The sequence below is a fragment of the Collinsella sp. OM04-5 genome (genome assembly GCF_003439125.1).
Taxonomy (GTDB): Bacteria; Actinomycetota; Coriobacteriia; order Coriobacteriales; family Coriobacteriaceae; genus Collinsella.
Map to the genome: position 1 here is coordinate 41,027 of NZ_QSUU01000004.1, position 17,656 is coordinate 58,682.

Annotated in this window: 20 protein-coding genes and 2 pseudogenes; 8 read left to right on the plus strand and 14 right to left on the minus strand. The window is 57.0% G+C overall.

Going from position 1 to position 17,656, the window contains the following annotated elements:
* Window positions 1-36: 36 nt before the first annotated feature.
* Window positions 37-579 (plus strand): annotated as a pseudogene (locus DXB53_RS03345) (restriction endonuclease subunit S); the annotation flags it as partial.
* Between the two features lie 26 nt (window positions 580-605).
* On the opposite strand, the gene DXB53_RS03350 reads toward DXB53_RS03345, so the two are convergent.
* The 6 genes and pseudogenes from DXB53_RS03350 to DXB53_RS09875 all read right to left on the minus strand — a co-directional run bounded on the left by DXB53_RS03350 (window position 606) and on the right by DXB53_RS09875 (window position 2,779).
* Window positions 606-968 carry a hypothetical protein gene (locus DXB53_RS03350; protein ID WP_117583307.1) on the minus strand — a complete coding sequence of 121 codons (363 nt, stop codon included), beginning with the start codon at window positions 966-968 and terminating at the stop codon, window positions 606-608.
* A 58-nt stretch (window positions 969-1,026) separates the two neighbouring features.
* Window positions 1,027-1,197, minus strand: a pseudogene (locus DXB53_RS10080) (IS30 family transposase); the annotation flags it as partial.
* Entirely contained in the window at window positions 1,197-1,529 is a 333-nt protein-coding gene (locus tag DXB53_RS03355; protein ID WP_117583308.1) for a nucleotidyl transferase AbiEii/AbiGii toxin family protein, read from the minus strand. The pseudogene DXB53_RS10080 and the gene DXB53_RS03355, both read right to left, overlap by 1 nt.
* A gap of 16 nt (window positions 1,530-1,545) precedes the next feature.
* Entirely contained in the window at window positions 1,546-1,758 is a 213-nt protein-coding gene (locus DXB53_RS03360) for a hypothetical protein (protein WP_117583309.1), read from the minus strand.
* 169 nt (window positions 1,759-1,927) lie between these two features.
* The gene (locus tag DXB53_RS03365) at window positions 1,928-2,128 is read right to left on the minus strand and encodes a type IV toxin-antitoxin system AbiEi family antitoxin domain-containing protein (RefSeq protein WP_117583310.1); all 201 of its coding nucleotides are present in this window, start codon (window positions 2,126-2,128) and stop codon (window positions 1,928-1,930) included.
* Between the two features lie 420 nt (window positions 2,129-2,548).
* Entirely contained in the window at window positions 2,549-2,779 is a 231-nt protein-coding gene (locus DXB53_RS09875) for a hypothetical protein (RefSeq protein ID WP_128619958.1), read from the minus strand.
* A 202-nt stretch (window positions 2,780-2,981) separates the two neighbouring features.
* On the opposite strand from DXB53_RS09875, the gene DXB53_RS03375 reads away from it, so the two are divergent.
* Entirely contained in the window at window positions 2,982-3,944 is a 963-nt protein-coding gene (locus DXB53_RS03375) for an Abi family protein (RefSeq protein ID WP_117583312.1), read from the plus strand.
* Window positions 3,945-4,449: 505 nt separating this feature from the next.
* Complete coding sequence (locus tag DXB53_RS03380; RefSeq protein WP_117583313.1) at window positions 4,450-4,869, plus strand: YjdF family protein; 420 nt, start codon at window positions 4,450-4,452, stop codon at window positions 4,867-4,869.
* A 208-nt stretch (window positions 4,870-5,077) separates the two neighbouring features.
* Here the strand turns inward: DXB53_RS03380 and DXB53_RS03385 are convergent, their stop codons facing one another.
* Window positions 5,078-5,527: a hypothetical protein gene (locus tag DXB53_RS03385; protein WP_117583314.1), complete on the minus strand. Its 450-nt coding sequence runs from the start codon at window positions 5,525-5,527 to the stop codon at window positions 5,078-5,080.
* 564 nt (window positions 5,528-6,091) lie between these two features.
* Here DXB53_RS03385 and DXB53_RS03390 point away from each other — a divergent pair.
* The 3 genes from DXB53_RS03390 to DXB53_RS03400 all read left to right on the plus strand — a co-directional run bounded on the left by DXB53_RS03390 (window position 6,092) and on the right by DXB53_RS03400 (window position 8,258).
* Window positions 6,092-6,721: a class I SAM-dependent methyltransferase gene (locus DXB53_RS03390; RefSeq protein WP_117583395.1), complete on the plus strand. Its 630-nt coding sequence runs from the start codon at window positions 6,092-6,094 to the stop codon at window positions 6,719-6,721.
* Entirely contained in the window at window positions 6,708-7,313 is a 606-nt protein-coding gene (locus tag DXB53_RS03395) for a class I SAM-dependent methyltransferase (RefSeq protein ID WP_117583315.1), read from the plus strand. Before DXB53_RS03390 ends, DXB53_RS03395 begins: the two co-directional genes overlap by 14 nt.
* A 114-nt stretch (window positions 7,314-7,427) precedes the next feature.
* Window positions 7,428-8,258 carry a class I SAM-dependent methyltransferase gene (locus DXB53_RS03400; RefSeq protein ID WP_117583316.1) on the plus strand — a complete coding sequence of 277 codons (831 nt, stop codon included), beginning with the start codon at window positions 7,428-7,430 and terminating at the stop codon, window positions 8,256-8,258.
* A gap of 413 nt (window positions 8,259-8,671) precedes the next feature.
* Here DXB53_RS03400 and DXB53_RS03405 read toward each other — a convergent pair whose 3' ends face one another.
* The 4 genes from DXB53_RS03405 to guaA all read right to left on the minus strand — a co-directional run bounded on the left by DXB53_RS03405 (window position 8,672) and on the right by guaA (window position 14,172).
* On the minus strand, window positions 8,672-10,738 hold the full coding sequence (locus DXB53_RS03405) for a DUF262 domain-containing protein (RefSeq protein ID WP_117583317.1): 2,067 nt from the start codon (window positions 10,736-10,738) through the stop codon (window positions 8,672-8,674).
* A gap of 9 nt (window positions 10,739-10,747) precedes the next feature.
* Window positions 10,748-12,106, minus strand: a complete 1,359-nt coding sequence (locus tag DXB53_RS03410; protein WP_117583318.1) for a P-loop NTPase fold protein — start codon at window positions 12,104-12,106, stop codon at window positions 10,748-10,750.
* Window positions 12,107-12,140: 34 nt separating this feature from the next.
* Window positions 12,141-12,362 carry a type II toxin-antitoxin system RelB/DinJ family antitoxin gene (locus tag DXB53_RS09920; protein WP_158551530.1) on the minus strand — a complete coding sequence of 74 codons (222 nt, stop codon included), beginning with the start codon at window positions 12,360-12,362 and terminating at the stop codon, window positions 12,141-12,143.
* A 211-nt stretch (window positions 12,363-12,573) separates the two neighbouring features.
* Window positions 12,574-14,172, minus strand: a complete 1,599-nt coding sequence (gene guaA, locus DXB53_RS03420; protein ID WP_117583320.1) for a glutamine-hydrolyzing GMP synthase — start codon at window positions 14,170-14,172, stop codon at window positions 12,574-12,576.
* Between the two features lie 267 nt (window positions 14,173-14,439).
* Here guaA and DXB53_RS03425 point away from each other — a divergent pair, with 267 nt between their 5' ends.
* Window positions 14,440-15,453 carry an asparaginase gene (locus DXB53_RS03425; RefSeq protein ID WP_117583321.1) on the plus strand — a complete coding sequence of 338 codons (1,014 nt, stop codon included), beginning with the start codon at window positions 14,440-14,442 and terminating at the stop codon, window positions 15,451-15,453.
* A 22-nt stretch (window positions 15,454-15,475) separates the two neighbouring features.
* On the opposite strand, the gene DXB53_RS03430 is transcribed toward DXB53_RS03425, so the two are convergent.
* On the minus strand, window positions 15,476-15,694 hold the full coding sequence (locus tag DXB53_RS03430) for a helix-turn-helix domain-containing protein (protein WP_035136926.1): 219 nt from the start codon (window positions 15,692-15,694) through the stop codon (window positions 15,476-15,478).
* Window positions 15,695-15,770: 76 nt separating this feature from the next.
* On the opposite strand from DXB53_RS03430, the gene DXB53_RS03435 reads away from it, so the two are divergent.
* The gene (locus DXB53_RS03435) at window positions 15,771-16,160 is read left to right on the plus strand and encodes a hypothetical protein (RefSeq protein ID WP_117583322.1); all 390 of its coding nucleotides are present in this window, start codon (window positions 15,771-15,773) and stop codon (window positions 16,158-16,160) included.
* A gap of 9 nt (window positions 16,161-16,169) precedes the next feature.
* Here the strand turns inward: DXB53_RS03435 and DXB53_RS03440 are convergent, their stop codons facing one another.
* On the minus strand, window positions 16,170-16,553 hold the full coding sequence (locus DXB53_RS03440) for a DUF1648 domain-containing protein (RefSeq protein WP_089572786.1): 384 nt from the start codon (window positions 16,551-16,553) through the stop codon (window positions 16,170-16,172).
* A gap of 11 nt (window positions 16,554-16,564) precedes the next feature.
* Window positions 16,565-17,641, minus strand: a complete 1,077-nt coding sequence (ychF, locus tag DXB53_RS03445) for a redox-regulated ATPase YchF (RefSeq protein WP_089572784.1) — start codon at window positions 17,639-17,641, stop codon at window positions 16,565-16,567.
* Window positions 17,642-17,656: the final 15 nt, after the last annotated feature.

The window sequence follows — 17,656 nt, forward strand, 5'->3', positions numbered from 1 at the left end:
GTATTTGGCGATCCGGTCGATGGTAAAAAATGGCCTTTCGTTAGGCTTGAAGACCTCTGTACCAAGTTGGGTTCCGGAGCAACACCACGAGGCGGCAAAACGGCATACAAGGCCGAAGGTGTTCCGCTGGTCAGAAGTATGAATGTTCACAACGGTCGTTTCGTGTGGAAGGACCTTGCTTGTATTGATGATGAACAAGCCGCAAAACTAGAAGGCGTCACGCTGATGAAGGGTGACGTGCTTCTGAATATTACTGGCGCTTCGGTTGCTCGTTCATGTCTTTTGCCGGATGAATTGGCTGGTGGACGTGTTAATCAGCATGTCTCAATTGTCAGAGTCGACCAAAAACGGATGCTGCCGGTGCTATTGAACACGGTGCTGATCAGTGATTCGTATCAGAGACTCCTGCTAAACGGCTCAAGAGCGGCTGGAGCAACAAGGGAGGCAATTACCAAAGAAGCTCTAAAGAGAATGACGGTTCCCTTGCCTCCCCTTGAGCTTCAGCAAGAGTTCGCCTCTTTCGTCGCTCAGGTCGACAAATCGCAATTTATCATCCACCAAGATCTTCACGGCTTTTGAAAAGACAGATAGTTACATGTCCAACGCTACAGAAGCCCGAGGACCGTCGCCTTTGATAGCATCTCGTAGGCTCGCGGATATGTCTCTTTGTCGCGCTCGGCCATAAATGCCCAGTTCGCCGTCACGTCAGCCGCCCTCACCATAGCCACCTTGGAGGAGTCGACATAGGAGACTGGAATCTTGGGCAGCCAGTCGCTAAATACAGGAGGGTAGGAGGTCTGCCACGTTGGGTTGAACATGCCGCAGCGCAGCTCCTCATCAACCGATTCTGCCAGGTTGTACTTTCCGTCGATCGAAGTCGAATGCTCGTCAACCACAACAGAAACTGCATCAACCTCGCTCGCGGCAATTCCCTGAAGCCTCAGCGCGTCAACGATGCCGGACTTCACGCCACGCTTTAGAGCGTAGTCAAGATACCTTTGCTTGCGCCTTTTCGAGCTTGAATTCTCAGAGCAACTGCAACACCCCTGAGTAGTGGACCTCGTAGGGCGTCCTGAACCCCAGGCGCTTGTGGGGCCTGCGGTTGATGGCATCGTACACCCGCTCGACCTCCTCGTCCGAGACCGCAGAGAAGCCGGTCCCCTTCGGGAAGTACTCGCGCAGCAGACCGTCTGTGTTTAGTCAAGCCTGATTTTCGGGTTGGGGCTGCGGTGGAAATCCTGGTCCTCTTTTGGTCCAGGATTTCCACCGCAGCCCCAACCCGTAAATTGAACGCTATCAAACACAGATGCCGTCGCGAAGTCGATGTCGCGCGTGACGCGGCCGTCGGGGATGCGCGCGAGCAGCCCGCTTCCGCCCTTGAGGATAAACCGGCCGTCGGGGTTGCTGAACACCCTGCGCAGGAACCGGTCGCGCAAAGCCCGACGACAGCCGTCCCCGGGGTCACCGCCCCTGTCGCGAACGGCCCTCTTCAGGGCCCTGTCGAGCTGACCGCCGTTCTCGTACGTCATTCTTCCCGCCTCCTAGCTAACGAATCGTACAGGCTGGCCCCCGCCGGCATCCCGGCTTTTGCCCCCCGGCGTCGATTTTCTCCCTCAGCGCGCCCTCGTCTTCGACGAGGCCCCTTTCGAGCGCGTCCGCGAGCACGTTCGCGACCAGGCTCAGTTCCTCCCCGGAGTCTATCAGGTCCACCACCGTGAGCCAGGGCCTCGTCGCCGGGATGTCCGAGACGATCGCCACGTCCTTCGGGTCGAGGCGGCGCTTCCTGATGAATCAGGTTCGGGCGCTTAGTCTGCTTTCTCTCGGGCGTGCAGAACTCGTAGGGCGAGGGGCTGACCTCGCCGATGCCGTAGAGCCATGCAGCCGTCGCCCCCATGGCGACGGGGCGCCTCCCCGGGTCGATCGACAGTCAGGCCGCGAGGACGTCCTCCTCCCGCGTGCTCGGCGAGCCGCCCATGCGGTAGACGCCCTTCGCGAGCCTCTCTATGTTGCCGAGCCCTTCCAGCCTCGAGAGCGCGTACCGCTCGACGCCGAGCACCTTCGCCTGCACAGATGTGAAGAGCCCCCTTTGGGAAGAGGCGATGTCGTTGGTGGCTCGTATGACTTCGATTTATTCCATGCTTGCATTGTGGAAAATAATGCAACAATGCAAGCAATACGCTCAGAATACACGGCGTTATTCGGCGGCATTCGGGGTCACTGAAACTGAGGAAACCGATTTTCGCATTTCTTTATTCCCATTTGTTGACCTGGGAGAATGCAATTGAAGAGGGCTTGAATCCGCCTCGCAGTTTCAAGTCAGTTTCATCCGCTCGAAATCGGCCTTCGGGGGACCCGAATTGTGAATTATTCCCGCAGGGCCTAATTATTCCCGTACCGCCGAGTACTCCGTTGTACCGCCCAGTAGGGACACACGGGAATAATTGGGTCGTTTTCCCAGGTAGAGATGCAAAAAGAAAGCCCTCGAACCAAAGGGTTCGAGGGCTGTTATTCCCACTATTTCGCTGGTGGCTTTGGTTCTGTCGTCCCGTCATTCCAGTTGCACCCAGTTTTCGGCATCGACACGGAACGCGTGCCGCCGAATGACGCGATGTCGCGTCTCGTCGGCTTCGGGGACAAAAGCTGGGACAACTTCAAAAACTTTTTTCAAACTCAGGGCTTTGAGTTTTTGTTTTTGTCCCAAAGGAGCTTCCGGCCGTGATTCGGATGCCCGATTGGGCGGAATCGCCCGTTTCTGGAACTCAACCGCAGCATCACGCACAAGCCACTCGCAACAACTGCAAATGATTGGTCGAGGGCGGCTTCCAACGCGATTCCAAAGCCGCAGGTCAGGCGACTGCGCTGCTGGCAGGGAAAGGGAGTCGTATCAGGCGGCTTGCCCATGAGTCGACGATGAGGCCTTCACCGAATGTCGAGAACATGCTGGTAAAATAGGCAATACTTTTTATGACAGGAGAACGAGCATGGCCGAACCCCACGATAGGAAGCCGATCCTCACGATCGAGCAGCAGATAGAGCACCTCAAGCAGAAGGGCGTAGCCTTCGAGCTGTGTTCCGAGGAAGAGGCCGAGGACTACCTGCGCGACAAGTGCAACTTCTTCAAGCTCGCATCCTATCGCAAACTCTTCTCGAAATACGAGGGAGGCCCGCGCGACGGCCGCTACGTAGACCTCGACTTCGGCCAGCTACGCCTGCTCGCGGCGCTCGACCAGGAGCTACGCCACGCCCTGCTCGGCATGACGCTCGACATCGAGCACTTCCAGAAGGTGACACTGCTTCGCGAGATGGAGGACCGTGGAGAGGACGGCTACGCCATCGTGGCCGACTACATGGCATCGCTTACCACTGCAAACAGGGAGTACCGCCTGCGCGAGCTCAAGATGAGCGGCCGCAGCCCCTACAGCTCGAGCCTCTACGCGAAGTACTCCGGCGACATGCCTGCCTGGGCCTTCCTTGAGCTCACCTCGTTCGGCACCCTCATCGACTTCGTGCGCTTCTGCGCCAGGCGATGGGGCGACAGGCGCTTCGAGGCCTCCCACTACGACCTCAAGCGCGTGAAGTCCGTCCGCAACTGCGCCGCGCACGGCTCGTGCCTGATCAACTGCTTCGCCGAGAGGGGCGCCGCCCGGGGCTCGGCGTCCAGTGGCGTCTCCCGAAGGGTCGCCGCCGTGGGAATCCCCAAGGCGACCAGGAGGAAGTGGATGGGGAATACGGCCATGCAGGAGGTCGCGACCGTGCTCGTGGCGCACTCCGGCTTGGTACCCGAGGGCTCCTCGCGCTCGCGCGCCGCATCCGAGCTCGCCGAGATGTTCGCCAGGGCCGACGGAGAAACCGAGGCGCTGCCCGACAAGGGGCCCGACGCCGCAGCTCGCTCCGCGCTCGAGTTCCTTCGCAGGTTGACAGAATCGCTCGGGTTGGTAGAATAGCCTGCAGATAGCAAAACCTTCACGGTTTTAGGGGCGGACTTGCGCAAGCGACTCTGCCCTATTTTTATATTCACTCGCTATAGGAGACGGGTGATACCTGGGTCAATGACAGAACTGAGAAGCCCGGAATAATGGAGCCAGTTAGAAACCCTCGGATTTGCGGGGCGGGATCGTGAGAGCGATTCTGCCCTATTTTTTTCCTCCGTCTGCCCCAAACCAAGTATTTCGAAGATAGCCTGTAGGTGTCCTCCTGGGCGCCTTTTATTTTCAGGGAATCGGCCGCTTCATGAACGAGCGACCGGCTTGACCTAGATCGAACCGCCTTCATCTCCGCCTAGGCGCCGGCGATCAACATCGTAAATCCGCGCGTGCTACAATGCGGGCACCAGAGATGAAAACACAGTCCCCGTCGGGTAGTCGTGGGCGTGCGGGAGTCCGCATCAGTAACCTGCCTCCTTGGTTGTCCCTTCTCTGCATGGTCATCTACATAAAGGAGGAACCAACCATGCAGATCAGCGTGTCATCCACCCTGACCGTATATCACGACGGCCAATTCTGGGTCGGGCTGGCGGAGCATGTCGAGGACGGCAGATACGGCGCCGCCCGCATCGTCTTCGGTGCAGAACCGTCCAATGAGGAAATCCTGCAATTCGTTACAAGCAAATGGGCGAAGCTCTCGTTCTTCGGTGACGAGGCCACGGAAACAAGCAAGCCCGCGAAGAATCCCAAGCGACGCGCTCGCGAGGCAGCGAAAGCCCTTAAGCGGCCCGCGGTGAGCACCAAGGCACAACAGGCGCTCGCAGCACAGCGGGAAGCGATGAAGCGGGAATCGGCCCGCGCAAGAAGCCAGTGTCGCGCGGATGAGGCGGAGGCGCGCTTCGAGCAGCGGAAGCTGAAGCGCAAGCAGAAGCATCGTGGGCATTGATCGCCATGTGCAGCAAGGCAGACCATATACAGCAGTGGGGCCAGTTCCACTTGAAGCCGACGCCGCGTAGACGCTGATGGTGACGGCTATGCACGGGCACGGGCGAGCCACTGCACTTCACAGCTTGTTTCTCAAGCATTTGGGACGCACACGCGGCGTTCAAAAATGCGGAGCGACTCCGCATGGCTCGAGACTGAGCCGAGGTGCCCTACTTCTCGCCCTCCAGCAGCCCCACGATACGGTCGATGTCGACGGCGAAGCGGGGCCTTCCCTCGCGCTCGTAGCGGTCGAGGTACGCCTGGCACTCGGAGACAATGCGCTTGGTGTTGCCGTCGATGATGCGCTGGAGCGTCTCGTAGTAGGCCGAGCCCTCGGTCCTGAAGCGGCGCTGGTAGGACTTGGTTATGGGGAACATCTTGATGTAGTGGATGCCGTGGCGACAGCACGGGCGCGTCGTGGGGCGGGGTGGCAACGCAAAGTACTGGTCTTTGGGCACGTTGGGGGCGATGTTGGAATGCAGCGGTACGGCGAAGTCCCTGCGCTTCCCGCGGAAACGCAGCCTCACCACCACGATGCAGGGGAGATTGTGCTTAAGCATGAGCTCGCGGTCGCCCTCGACGAGGTCAAAGAAGTCCTGGGAGATGGATACGACCTTCACCGGTTGCGCCTCTTCATACGAAGTGGGGCCCGCATCGCTGCAGGCCCCTACAGGTGGGCGATATTCTACGCCTTGCGGCACCCCGTCGCCCACGGAGGTTAAACGTACACGTAAGCCGTACTCTGAAAGCCGCGGCTTCCGGCAAGTAGTTTATGCCACGAAAGGTCGCTTTCAACGCGCATAGCTCGCAAAATAACACTCGCTGGGCCGTCACCCCTGGCAGTTGCCCTCCAATCTTCATTGGAGTCAGCAGGTCAATTCATATAGTTATGGGGGGGGTATCCTAAAGGAAATCAAATTTATACCCCCATAACTAAGGAATTTTCTATTCCCACTCAATGACTAGGGCCCTGGTGTAATTGGCTGGATCACCGTTCCGGGAACCGGTATCGACCTACCTGTCCGCCGAGCTCTTTCTTCAGCTCCAGCCTAGTATCTGATTCGCGCCGTTATAAGCGAAAACCGAAGAGATGCGTCTTAGCCAAGAAAAGAAGGTTAGCCTCATCTTACTGCATGATTCGTGTGTTATAGTTAGATGGCTCTAACTGTTTGGGGGCGATGGCCATGCACGAACGCAAGGACTTCTGGGACAGGAATGCTGGTCGGTACGACCGTTTCATGCGAAACGACCGGGCGGCGTATGAGAAGATGTATGGGCTGATCCGGCCGGTGGTGAAAGCAAAGACCGTGCTGGAGGTTGCCACCGGCACGGGGCTCATCGCAAAGAGCGTCGTGGATGCGGCGGCGCGCATCGAGGCTACGGACGCCTCTGCAAAGATGATCCTTGAAGCAAAGCGGGACAATCAATCCGCAAAGCTGCACTTTTCCGTACAAGATATGTTCCGCCTGCCCTATGCACAGAAGTCCTTCGAAGTGGTGATCGTGTCCAACGCACTTCACATAGTGCCGCATCCGGAAAAGGCCCTGCAAGAAATCAGGCGGGTGCTGAAGGACGTCGGCGTGCTCATCGCGCCAACCTTCACCCACGCGGGGAACTCGGTTTCCGGCAAGGCAAAAGCCTTTTTCATGAGTATGGCGGGATTCCCCCTCCACAGCGGGTGGACAAGCGAGGAATACCTGCGTTTCCTGCGTCAAAACGGCTGGGCGGTGCGGAAAAGCGCGGTGCTGAAGGCCTCGTTCCCGTTGACCTATGCGGAATGCACGAAATCGGAGGGGCCAGATGTCGTTCTTTGAAAACACCCGCAAGCCCGTGGGCCTCGGCGGAAAACTTATGGTTGCCATGATGAACCTGGGCCACAGCCCTGTGGCGCGGTGGGGACTTCGATTTCTACGACTTGCGCCAAATGCCAAGGTGCTGGATTGCGGCTGCGGCGGCGGGGCGAATATAAAACGGCTGCTGAAAAAATGCCCGCATGGCGTCGTCAAGGGCGTCGACTATTCGCCCGTCAGCGTGGAGAAGACTAGAAAGCTCAACCGAGTTGCAATTCAGGAGGGGCGTTGCGCCGTTCTGCAAGGCAGTGTGGCGGATATGGTGTTTGAGGATAGCTACTTCGATGCCGCCACGGCCTTTGAGACCGTCTATTTTTGGCCTGATTTGCCCCGATGCCTCCGTGAGGTCTGGCGGACGCTGAAGCCAGGCGGGACAATTCTCATCTGCAACGAGAGCAATGGCGATACGGACAAGGACGAGAGGTGGACGCAGATCATCGGCGGCATGACCATCTACAAGGACATTGAATTAAAGGCGTATCTGGAGCAGGCGGGTTTTCACGAGGTGCAGATACGCAAAAAGAAAAAGTGGCTCTGCATCACGGCGCGGAAGTAAGGGCATCAAGCACGGGCATTTTTGCATCCATCCTGCACATGAGTTAGGCATGCCGGTCATAGCGGCTGTGCTGGCGGCAATTATGACAGTTTTTATTCACTGAGGAAGAAACCTATGAAATGTAAAATTGAGAAAAACACCGTGCAGGAGACGCTGATCCTCCCGCTGTATTCCCGGAAGCTGTGTACGGAGTTGTACCCGAACCTTTACAAGGATGAAACAGCGGTTCGTCTGCTCGGCCAGATCGACTACGACTTTTCAGAGGCAGAGAAAAACTCCCGCAGCCTGATGCAGCGCTTTGGTGCGCTGGAGGTGGCCATGCGGCAGGGTGATCTTGCTTTCGAGGTGCGGGATTATCTGAAAGACCACCCCAATGCGGCGGTGGTCAATCTGGGCTGCGGGCTGGACAACACCGGCAGAACCTGCGACAACGGTAGATGCAAGATCTACAATCTGGACTTCCCGGATGTGATTGCCTTGCGGCAGCAGCTGCTGCCCGCCGGGGATCGAGAACAAAATATCCCCTGCGACCTGAAAGACACCGCATGGTTTGGCAAAATCGATGCCTCCGGCGGGGCGGTGTTCTTTGCCTCCGGAGTGTTCTATTACTTTCTGACCCAGCAGGTCCGGGAACTGGTGCGGGGGATGGCGGACGCTTTCCCCGGCGGTGTGCTGGTCTTTGATGCTGCCAATCGGACGGCAGTAAAGATGATCGCAAAAACATGGCTTAAGACTGCAAAAATCAAGGATGTGGGGGCATATTTTGCGGTTTCGGATGCCGCCAAGGAAATCGGCACGTGGAACAGCCGTCTGCAGGTCACAAGTCGCGGCTATATGCTGGGTTACAACGATTTGAGAGACCCTTCTGTCAGCGGCTTTTTCCGGTTTCTCGCAAGGGTCGGTGACAACGGGATGAAAATGCAAATCGTGAAAATAAGATTTTGAGAGGCAAAAAACGAAGCGCATTCACTTTGACGTTGAAGAAGACGGATTTTACGGCGCATATTGGGCGTGCAAGGGCACGCATACAGCAGCGGGCACGGATTCGATTGAAACCGTGCCCGCTATCTGATACTATATTATTATATCGAACGTCTGTTCTATTCCAACTCAATAGTTAAAAACTCTCTCCGGTTTGTTCCAGTTTGCCGCAGTTCGCACCAGTTTGTCCCATTTACACCCAGTCTCAAAATCGCCGTGAATCCATGGGGCCAAATCTGGGTCACGGATTTCGGGGCGGGGCAGGGTGTTTTAGCGGGTCAAGGTGGGTCACGGCAAACTGCGATAGCAGCTAATGATCACATGGACATTGCATGTCAGAGGAGGCAGGGTAGAGAAGCCTCTACAGGCCCCAGCAGCTACGATGGATCCCCGACCTTCGACTTGTACAGCTCGATCAGAAGCTCTGAGCAGTCAATGCCCGCTGCCTCAAAAACGATCTTCAGCGTTTCGATTTTCACATAAGTCGAGCTTCCGGGATTGAAGTAGATTCCCTCACCGACTTTGAAGCAATAGTCGCTTTCTTTCCATGAGAAATACCTTCCCGGGAAGTCCGAGCCCTCAGGGACGAACTTATGGAAGACGACTGGATCAAGCTCGTAAACCATGGAAAGCACGCCGCAGATCATGTCAACCCAGGTCTTCGCCGTGAAGCGAGATCCCATGAAGCTGTATGCGGCGATCTGCCTGCCGGTGAACGAGAAATCATCGTCGAGGGCATGCTCCTCGTAGGCGTCGTTGCCCCACTCGAAGTCGGACTCGATGGATGGCCAAAGCTCAAGGAACTTCCTCTTCATGAGCTCGTTGCGAGCCTTCAGCTGCTCCTCGCCCCAGGCCTCCTGCTGGCAGACGAAGCCGTTGATCCTGAAGCCAGACTGCTTGAAGCCGTTCTCCATGTCCCGCTTCTCGGCAAAGCGCCTGTTGCTGTATTTGGAGTTGTATGCGGTAAGCGTCAGATTCGCCATGCTGTTCAGCCACCTTGCGTGAATTGCGGCGAACTCAACGCCCAAATCCTGCTGCCAGCTTGTCGAAAGCGTCTGGGGCATGATGTGCTCAATGCTGAAAGACTCATCGCGAAGGTTGTCGACGACGTTGACCCTTTCGAGGCTGTCTCCGTTTTCAAGACGATCGAAGAGGTAGTACTTGTAGCTCGCGATCCTGTAGAAGTCCCTCTCTTCGAACGCTTGAATGAACTCGGCGTCGTCGGGGAAGTGGCCGCTGCCCTCCTTGGAGAGGAGAACTTTGTTCAACACGTCAGGATATGAACCGCCGTCTTTGACGCCTCTCAAAACCTCGCTGTGCAGAGTCTCGAAGACCTTGTTGAGCGCATTTGTGGGAACCTTGCAGACCCAGCGCCTGAAAAGGTAGGTCTCGACGGATTTGAGCGCCTCGATCACCTGCTGGTCGCTGATTCCTCCACAGCGCCTGTATTCGAATAGATTAAGCGTGAACGGGTTCATGACGCTCATGTCCAGCAGAATAAGTCGCCTCAAAACCGCATCAAGCCGATGGTTTCCAGAATCGGCGTCGTTAATCGCCTTGTAATGCTTTGAGTACTTAAGAAGTTCCTCAAGCAGGACTTTCGTATCGAATGCCTCCGCTTTTACATAGTCCTTGAACACGGAATAGACCTTCTTGATTGCGGGGGTCTTCCTGCGGACGGCAGCAAGCCAATCACGAGCAAAGGAGCTTACGTCGTAGCCGGTATTCTTCTCGATCTCGTTCCAGTACTGCTCGTAATACTCTTCCTGCATTTGGGCATCCAGACCCATGAGGATAAAGTTGCGGATCTTGTCGCCCTCGTTCAGGTCGAGGCCTGTCGAGTTGAGGCTCTCGAAGATTCGCTGGGCGTCATCCTCCTTGTCAAGCTTGATGTCGATGATCATCAGGCGCTCGATGGCATCGCGCAGCTGATCGGCCGTCAGCCTTGTCTTGTCGATACGGCCGCAGAAATAGATGTAATTCTGGGTTACGTTGGAGTCCTGGATGAACTTCTCTGCGTCAGCGGAGTAAAGCGCCTCAAAGGCAGCCTGGTCGTCCTTGATGAGCTTCAGCTTCAGCTTTCGCTCGGACTTATGCCATTTGTCGATGAGGTATTCCTCGTTGATCATGTCGGCCAGATTGTCGTCTTCGGAGGCGATGGCGCCTTCCCTGAGCTTGCTCACAAGCGCAAGGAGAAGGAGGTAAGACGTGGTGATCCTTTGCTGGCCATCGATGACGATGCGTGTGTCGGGGCCATCTGCTTTGGAGACGATGCTTCCAAAGAAATGACTCTCCACGCCTTCTGAAATGACATCCTCGAGGTCGTCGAACAATTGCTTGCAGTTTTCGATCTTCCAGTCGTAGTTGCGCTGATAGACGGGGATAACAAATCGAGTTTTCGTGCCTTCGAGCAAGTTAAGAAGGTATCGTTCTTCGCCTTTCATCTGTTACTCCTAGATAATCTTTGCTAAACGCGGGAGCGAGTCAAATCCCCAGCTTCTTCCAATAAGAACTTGATAGGAATGCTGGTATTTAGAATTGTTTCTGTCTTTGCACCAAATCATGTAGACCAAGGTCTCGAGGAGCTCGTGCCTTGCACCTACCTTGTCTTCGTCGGAAGGGGTCTTTCCCTCCTCGAACTTTATGTACGACCCCCATGTTGCATCCATAAACTCCATCGCCGCTTCGCTCTTAGAGAATGCATGATAAAGAGGCTCAATTTCAAATTTCTGAACCACAGAGGCAAACGCGTCGGCGTCAAATACTTTCAAGGCGAGCATAGTCGGGACCAGGCCGGCATCGGCAAACGCTCGAACCCGGTCGTCTACAAATCCATCGCGGCTTTCCAATACTAAAGGGCGAACTCTGAAAAGCTCAGTCAGATACCTGTTGGCGTCCCTCATCGTCATTCCGTATGCCTCTGCAAGCTCATACGCAATTACGTCAAAGCGGTTGGAGGTTTTTATGAAGCCGTTCGCTTCTAGCTGCTTAAAGCTATCGACCTTTCTTAGAGGGATGGTTAGATCGTAGAAACGCGACAAATAACGTCGGCCGTCAAAACCTTGCCCATACATGCCTTCAACAACATGTGATAGTTGATTGGCGTTGACCGAATACACGATGACTACTCGATCATCTGTAAACAGATTCTTCAACTGCTCGAGCACCTTCATTGCAAAAGAAGGACGGCAACGATCGAGCTCATCGACAATGAGAAGCAATGTGTTGGCTTTTTCAGGGAGAGCTACATCTACCAGGTTTGAAACAGAGGACCTTAGCGTTTCTCTGTCACGATAAGCCTGGATTAAATCTCTGCCCGAAAAAGCGTCTCTTAAAGAGCTGGCTCCGCCATGTCCAAAGACCCCCAATATGGCGTCGAGTGTTCCGGCAATCTTTTCGCCAGCTTCGGTGTCACTGCGAAAAGAGGCGCATGCATCGCCTTGGAGGGCTATAGATGCTGCAATCGAAGGCAGCGGATCATCCCAATGGTCATTTTCCCAGGCGTTGTAGTATACGGGCAAGAAGCTGTTCAGCTCCATATAGGGTGCAAGCTCGCGATTGTTGTCAAGCAATCCGTCGAGGTCTCCGTGAGACTCAAGAAAAGGATTAACCTCTTCAAGGATGCAGGCCACCTGTCTAACGAAGAATGTCTTCCCGCTTCCCCAATCAGCGTCGACGAACAGGGAAAACCCGCCTTCGATGGATTTGAGTATCCCGGCAAACTCGGCGAGATCTCCATTCCTCCCGAGGGCGTCGTTGTGCAGCAGCTTAACAAGGATGTCGCGTGTAGGTGCTGAATCGATTCTTCGCATGTTACTTACTCTAATCCCACTCAATAGTTAGAAACTATCTCCAGTTCGTTCCAGTTTGCCTCAGTTTGTCCCACTTGCATCCAGTCTCAAAATTGCCGCGAATCCAGACCTCGAAGGGTGTCCTCTGCTCCCTCACGGCCTGCTTGAGGAACATGTTGATCGCCTGGGTGGTGCTGATGCCGAGCTTCGAGAAGAGCTTCGCAGCGTCGTCCCTCGTCTGCCTCTCCATGCGTACGGTGACGTTAACTGTCTCCATGCGGACCTCCTTGCCTCGTGTGTGCGCAATACGGCGATTGCACGCGCGGCAGGCGGTATGTTCCTGGAATCCGTCATGGTGTGGCGGATATCCGTCACGTGGCGACTGGAATATGCCGTGACCCGCTCCCATATACAAAGATAGCACCCATGATGCAGTGCGCCATGGGTGCTATCTAGGTTTTCATGCACGTAAATTGCACATATTTTAACTACTCCCACTCGATGGTCGCCGGCGGCTTGGACGTGATGTCGTAGCACACGCGGTTGGCACCGGGGACCTCAGCCACGATACGGCCGGAAATGCGGGCCAGCACGTCGTAGGGCAGCTTGGCCCAGTCGGCGGTCATGGCATCGCTGGACTCGACGGCACGCAGGATGATCGGACGCTGATAGGTGCGCTCGTCGCCCATTACGCCAACGGACTTAATGTCGGGCAGGACCGCGAAATACTGCCAGCAGCTGTGCTCGGAGTTGCGCTCGCCAGTCTGCTCAAACAGACGCTGGTTGTAGGCGTCGAGCTCCTCGCGCACGATAGCGTCGGCGTTTTTGAGAATCTCGAGCTTCTCCTTGTCGACCGCGCCGATGATGCGGATGGCCAGACCCGGGCCCGGGAAGGGCTGACGGAACACGATGTGACCCGGCAGGCCGAGCGCCAGACCAAGCGCGCGGACCTCGTCCTTAAAGAAGTGGTCGAGCGGCTCGATGAGGTCGAAGTGCACGCCCTCGGGGAACGGGATCAGGTTGTGGTGGCTCTTGATGGTGGCCGTCTTGCCGCCCGTCTTGCGAGCGCCGGACTCGATGATGTCGGGGTAGATGGTGCCCTGAGCCAGATACTTGACCGGCTTGCCATCGCACTCGAGCTGCTGGGCGACCGCGAAGAACTCTTTCCAGAACTGCGTGCCGATGATGCGGCGCTTCTCCTCAGGCTCGGTCACGCCGGCCAGAAGCTCGGCATAGCGGTCCTCGGCGTGGACGTGGATAAAGTCGACGTCAAACTGCTTGGTGAAGACCTCCTCCACCTGCTCGGGCTCACCCTTGCGCAGCAGACCGTGGTTGATGAACACACAGGTCATCTGCTTGCCCACGGCGCGGGCGCCCAGCGCAGCCACGACGGAGGAGTCGACGCCACCGGACAAGGCCAGAATCACGCGGTCGTCGCCGACCTTCTCGCGGAACTCGGCCGTCATGGTCTCGACCAGGTTGTCCATGCTCCAGTTGGGCTCCAGGCCGCAGATCTCAAACAGGAAGTTGCTCAGCAGCTGCTGACCGTACTCGGAGTGCTTGACCTCGGGGTGGAACTGCGTGGTGAAAATCTTGCGCTCGACGCACTCCATGGCGGCAACCGGGCACACGTCGGTGCTGGCAGTAACGGTAAAGCCCTCGGGCACCTCGGAGACGGCATCACGGTGGCTCATCCACACGGTCTGCTCCATAGGCGTGGAGTTAAAGAGCTTGGCACCAGCCGTGCGCGTGATGGTGGCGCGGCCGTACTCGCCCACCTCGGAGTGGCCGACCTTGCCGCCGAGCGTCACGGCCGTGATCTGATGGCCGTAGCAAAAGCCCAGGACGGGAAGGCCCAGGTCAAAGATGGCAGGATCGATGGACGGAGCGTCCTCAGCATACACAGAAGCCGGGCCGCCGGAAAGGATGAGCGCAGAGGCGTTCATCTCGCGAATCTCGTCGGCCGAGATGTCGCAGGGAACGATCTCGGAATACACGTTGAGGTCGCGAACGCGACGGGCAATGAGCTGACCGTACTGCGCACCAAAGTCGAGTACGAGGACCTTTGCGGAAGCCTTTTGATCCATGGTTTCCCCCTCTTGTTGGCGGGGAGCCGGTGCCCACCCGCGTGAATGAACGAAAATAACTTTCATAGTGTACACGTTATATGGGGTTTCTCGTCCCTCGCAGCCATCAGCGCACGGCAAACGCACGACCTGGGCCTTATTTGACGGCAATTGGAGTGTTACTAAACATTACAGATGATGTATTACGTTTGAACATTGGACGCCCTGTGCCACAATACTGCCGAACGACTCCGCCTCTGGGGCGGCAAATACGATAGGAATACCAGCATGAAGCGCATCCTTCTCATCGCCACGGGCGGCACCATCGCATCGACCGAGGACGGCAACGGCCTCTCCCCCGCCCTGACCGGTGAGGAGCTCGCCCAGAGCGTCCCCGAGATCTCGGGCCTCTGCGAGCTCGACGTCGTGCAGCCCATGAACATCGACAGCACCAATATGCGTCCGAGCGACTGGATGCGTATCCGCGACGTCATCGTCGAGGGTTACGCCGACCACGACGGCTTCGTGATTCTGCACGGCACCGACACCATGAGCTACACCGCGGCGGCGCTTTCCTACCTGATTCAGGACAGCCCCAAGCCCATCGTGCTCACCGGCTCGCAAAAGCCCATGGGCAACCCCTTTACCGATGCCAAGCTCAATCTGTACCAGAGCCTGCTCTATGCGCTCGACGAGCATTCGCACGATGTCTCGATCGTGTTTGGCGGCGTGGCAATTGCCGGCACGCGCGCCCGCAAGCAGCGCACCATGAGCTTTAACGCGTTCATTAGTGTCAACTATCCGCCCATTGCCTACATCCGCAACGACCGCATCGTGCGCAACGGGATTCACGGCACTCACCAGAATGAGTGCCCGGTTCGTTTCTACGACAGTATCGACCCGCGTGTGTTTGTCCTTAAGCTCACGCCCGGCGTGAACCCGGGTATCCTGGACGCCCTTGCCGATAGCTACGATGCTGTAATCCTGGAGACCTTTGGCATTGGCGGCATCCCCGAGTTTGGTGAGTCGGGCGAGTCGTTCCAAGAGACAATTTTCCGCTGGGTCGATTCGGGCCGCACTGTCGTTATGACCACGCAGGTCCCCGAAGAGGGCCTTGACCTGGGTGTTTATGAGGTCGGCCGCGCTTACGCCGATCATTCGGGTATTTTGCGCGGCGACGACATGACCACCGAGACGCTCGTAGCCAAAACCATGTGGGCACTCGGCCAGTCACGCGATGCCGCCGAGATCCAGCGCCTGTTCTACAGCCAAGTCAACCACGACCGCATCCCGATGGCGTAATTCAGTTGTCGACGGGTATCCCCTATTCGATCCCCTCGAGAAGCTCTGACACCGTCATGCCGAGTGCGGGCGCGATCTTAAATAGAACCTTGAGCGTGAAATTTGCCGTCCCATCTTCGATTCGGTCGAGGTAGGGTCGGCTGATTCCTGTCGCCACACAAAAATCAACCTTGGAGATACCAAGGTCCCTGCGTGTCTCTTCGACCCGCCTGCCAAGAATCTGTTTAGCACGTTCGTCCATGCAGACGAGTTTGAAATGGAGCCGAACATAAACGTAAACTATAGTTTACGTTTTGCCGAATACACAGGAGTTTTCTATGTCGGGTTCTTCGGTCCGCACGTACCGAGCCACGCTTCGCACAAACAGCGCACCGCCCAAGCTCGTCGTCGTTGAAGCAGAATGTCTTTCGCCCGATGAGCGCACAGCATTTGCATTGCTATCAAGTCGCGTCGCCGCCGTTCTGGTCCCTTGCCCGGCGCAAGGCGAACTTGTCATCCAATGCCAAGCGCACAGCCGCTCGCTCAATCAGGCTGCCGTAATCGCAACCAGCCAACGCGGCCTGCCACTCCTTTTAGAAGCCGGTATCGCACTCGCCCTCCGCGGTTCCGGATACGAAAACGAGGCCGCCGCCGATATGGTCTTTAAACCACGATCGAGCGGCGGCCTCGCAGCAGCCATTGAATATGCGTGCAGGCTCGTTGCCTAAAAGGACAAGCTAGAAACCAAAGCCAAAGCCTGTTCCGGTAATAGCCGAGTACATAAAGTAAACGTTAATCACGTTGAGGAACACACCCGTGATGCAGCCGTTTCGCAGGTAGCGCTCGCACACGATGCGCGCCATGGCGGCGGAGTCATCATTGTTTTTAGCCTGACGTCCTGCCGTAAAGTACGTCGCCACGCTCAGCAGCAGGTTGAGCACCGGCAGCGCCAGCAGCTCGTAGCTCTTGCCCCAGCGCGTCACCTCACCGGCCGCGTTAAACTTCGTTGCCACCTCGGGACCAATGTTGGGGATAACACACGCTGCAACCACCAGCGGAATCACCGCAAGTACGAGCAACGCAATACCCATGTAGCCAGCTTTTTTGCCATATTTAAACATATGCGTCGTCCTTACACGTTAAAGCGGAAGTGCACGACGTCGCCATCGGCCATGACATACTCTTTGCCCTCGATACGCAGCTTGCCGGCGGCCTTGGCGCCCTGCTCGCCACCGAGCTCGATGTAATCGTCGTAGCCAATGACCTCGGCCTTAATAAAGCCGCGCTCAAAGTCGGTGTGGATGACGCCGGCGGCCTGCGGAGCGGTTGCGCCCTGACGAACCGTCCAGGCCTTGACCTCCATCTCACCAGCCGTAAAGAACGACTGCAGGCCAAGCAGCTTGTAGGCGGCCTGCGCGAGCACGTCCAGGCCGGGCTGCTCCAGGCCCAGGCTCTCCAGGTAGTCGGCAGCGTCCTCGGGATCGAGCTCGGAAAGCTCGGCCTCAATCTTGGCGCAGATCGGCAGCGGCTTGACGCCATCGATGGGCGCCAGGTCCTCGTTGAGCATATCCTCGTCCACGTTGGCCACATACAGGATGGGCTTCATGGTGAGCAGGAACAGGCCCTTGGCGGCGGCGCGCTCCTCGTCAGTCATCTCCATGGATGCGGCGCGCTTGCCCTCGTTGAGCCAGGCAAGCAGACGCTTGGCGACCTCAAACTTGGGCATGAGCTCCTTGTCGCGCTTGGCCTCCTTCTCGAGCTTGGGCAGCTGCTTCTCGAGCGTGCCCATGTCGGCCAGGATAAGCTCGGTCATGATGGTGTCGGCATCGCCGGCGGGATCGACGAACTCGCCGGTGCGGCCCACCTCACGCATGACGTTGGGGTCCTTAAAGTAGCGCACGACCTCGCAGATGGCGTCGGTCTCGCGGATGTTTGCCAAGAACTGGTTGCCCAGACCCTCGCCCTCGTTAGCGCCCTTCACCAGACCTGCGATGTCGACGAACTCGACCGTAGCCGGCACAATGCGACCCGGGTTGACGATGTCGGCGAGCTTTTGCAGGCGGCTATCGGGCACATCGACGATACCCACGTTGGGGTCGATCGTGGCGAACGGGTAGTTGGCGGCAAGGCCGGTCTTTTTGGTAAGCGCGGTGAACAGCGTCGACTTGCCCACGTTGGGCAGGCCCACGATACCGATGGAAAGGGACACGACAGCTCCTTTTGA

What these genes read in the sequence shown, in the direction of transcription:
- DXB53_RS03355 (WP_117583308.1), bottom strand. Translation starts at nt 1,529, where the DNA reads ATGACGTACGAGAACGGCGGTCAGCTCGACAGGGCCCTGAAGAGGGCC.
- DXB53_RS03375 (WP_117583312.1), top strand. Translation starts at nt 2,982, where the DNA reads ATGGCCGAACCCCACGATAGGAAGCCGATCCTCACGATCGAGCAGCAG.
- DXB53_RS03380 (WP_117583313.1), top strand. Translation starts at nt 4,450, where the DNA reads ATGCAGATCAGCGTGTCATCCACCCTGACCGTATATCACGACGGCCAA.
- DXB53_RS03390 (WP_117583395.1), top strand. Translation starts at nt 6,092, where the DNA reads ATGCACGAACGCAAGGACTTCTGGGACAGGAATGCTGGTCGGTACGAC.
- DXB53_RS03395 (WP_117583315.1), top strand. Translation starts at nt 6,708, where the DNA reads ATGTCGTTCTTTGAAAACACCCGCAAGCCCGTGGGCCTCGGCGGAAAA.
- DXB53_RS03400 (WP_117583316.1), top strand. Translation starts at nt 7,428, where the DNA reads ATGAAATGTAAAATTGAGAAAAACACCGTGCAGGAGACGCTGATCCTC.
- DXB53_RS03405 (WP_117583317.1), bottom strand. Translation starts at nt 10,738, where the DNA reads ATGAAAGGCGAAGAACGATACCTTCTTAACTTGCTCGAAGGCACGAAA.
- DXB53_RS03410 (WP_117583318.1), bottom strand. Translation starts at nt 12,106, where the DNA reads ATGCGAAGAATCGATTCAGCACCTACACGCGACATCCTTGTTAAGCTG.
- DXB53_RS09920 (WP_158551530.1), bottom strand. Translation starts at nt 12,362, where the DNA reads ATGGAGACAGTTAACGTCACCGTACGCATGGAGAGGCAGACGAGGGAC.
- guaA (WP_117583320.1), bottom strand. Translation starts at nt 14,172, where the DNA reads ATGGATCAAAAGGCTTCCGCAAAGGTCCTCGTACTCGACTTTGGTGCG.
- DXB53_RS03425 (WP_117583321.1), top strand. Translation starts at nt 14,440, where the DNA reads ATGAAGCGCATCCTTCTCATCGCCACGGGCGGCACCATCGCATCGACC.
- DXB53_RS03430 (WP_035136926.1), bottom strand. Translation starts at nt 15,694, where the DNA reads ATGGACGAACGTGCTAAACAGATTCTTGGCAGGCGGGTCGAAGAGACA.
- DXB53_RS03435 (WP_117583322.1), top strand. Translation starts at nt 15,771, where the DNA reads ATGTCGGGTTCTTCGGTCCGCACGTACCGAGCCACGCTTCGCACAAAC.
- DXB53_RS03440 (WP_089572786.1), bottom strand. Translation starts at nt 16,553, where the DNA reads ATGTTTAAATATGGCAAAAAAGCTGGCTACATGGGTATTGCGTTGCTC.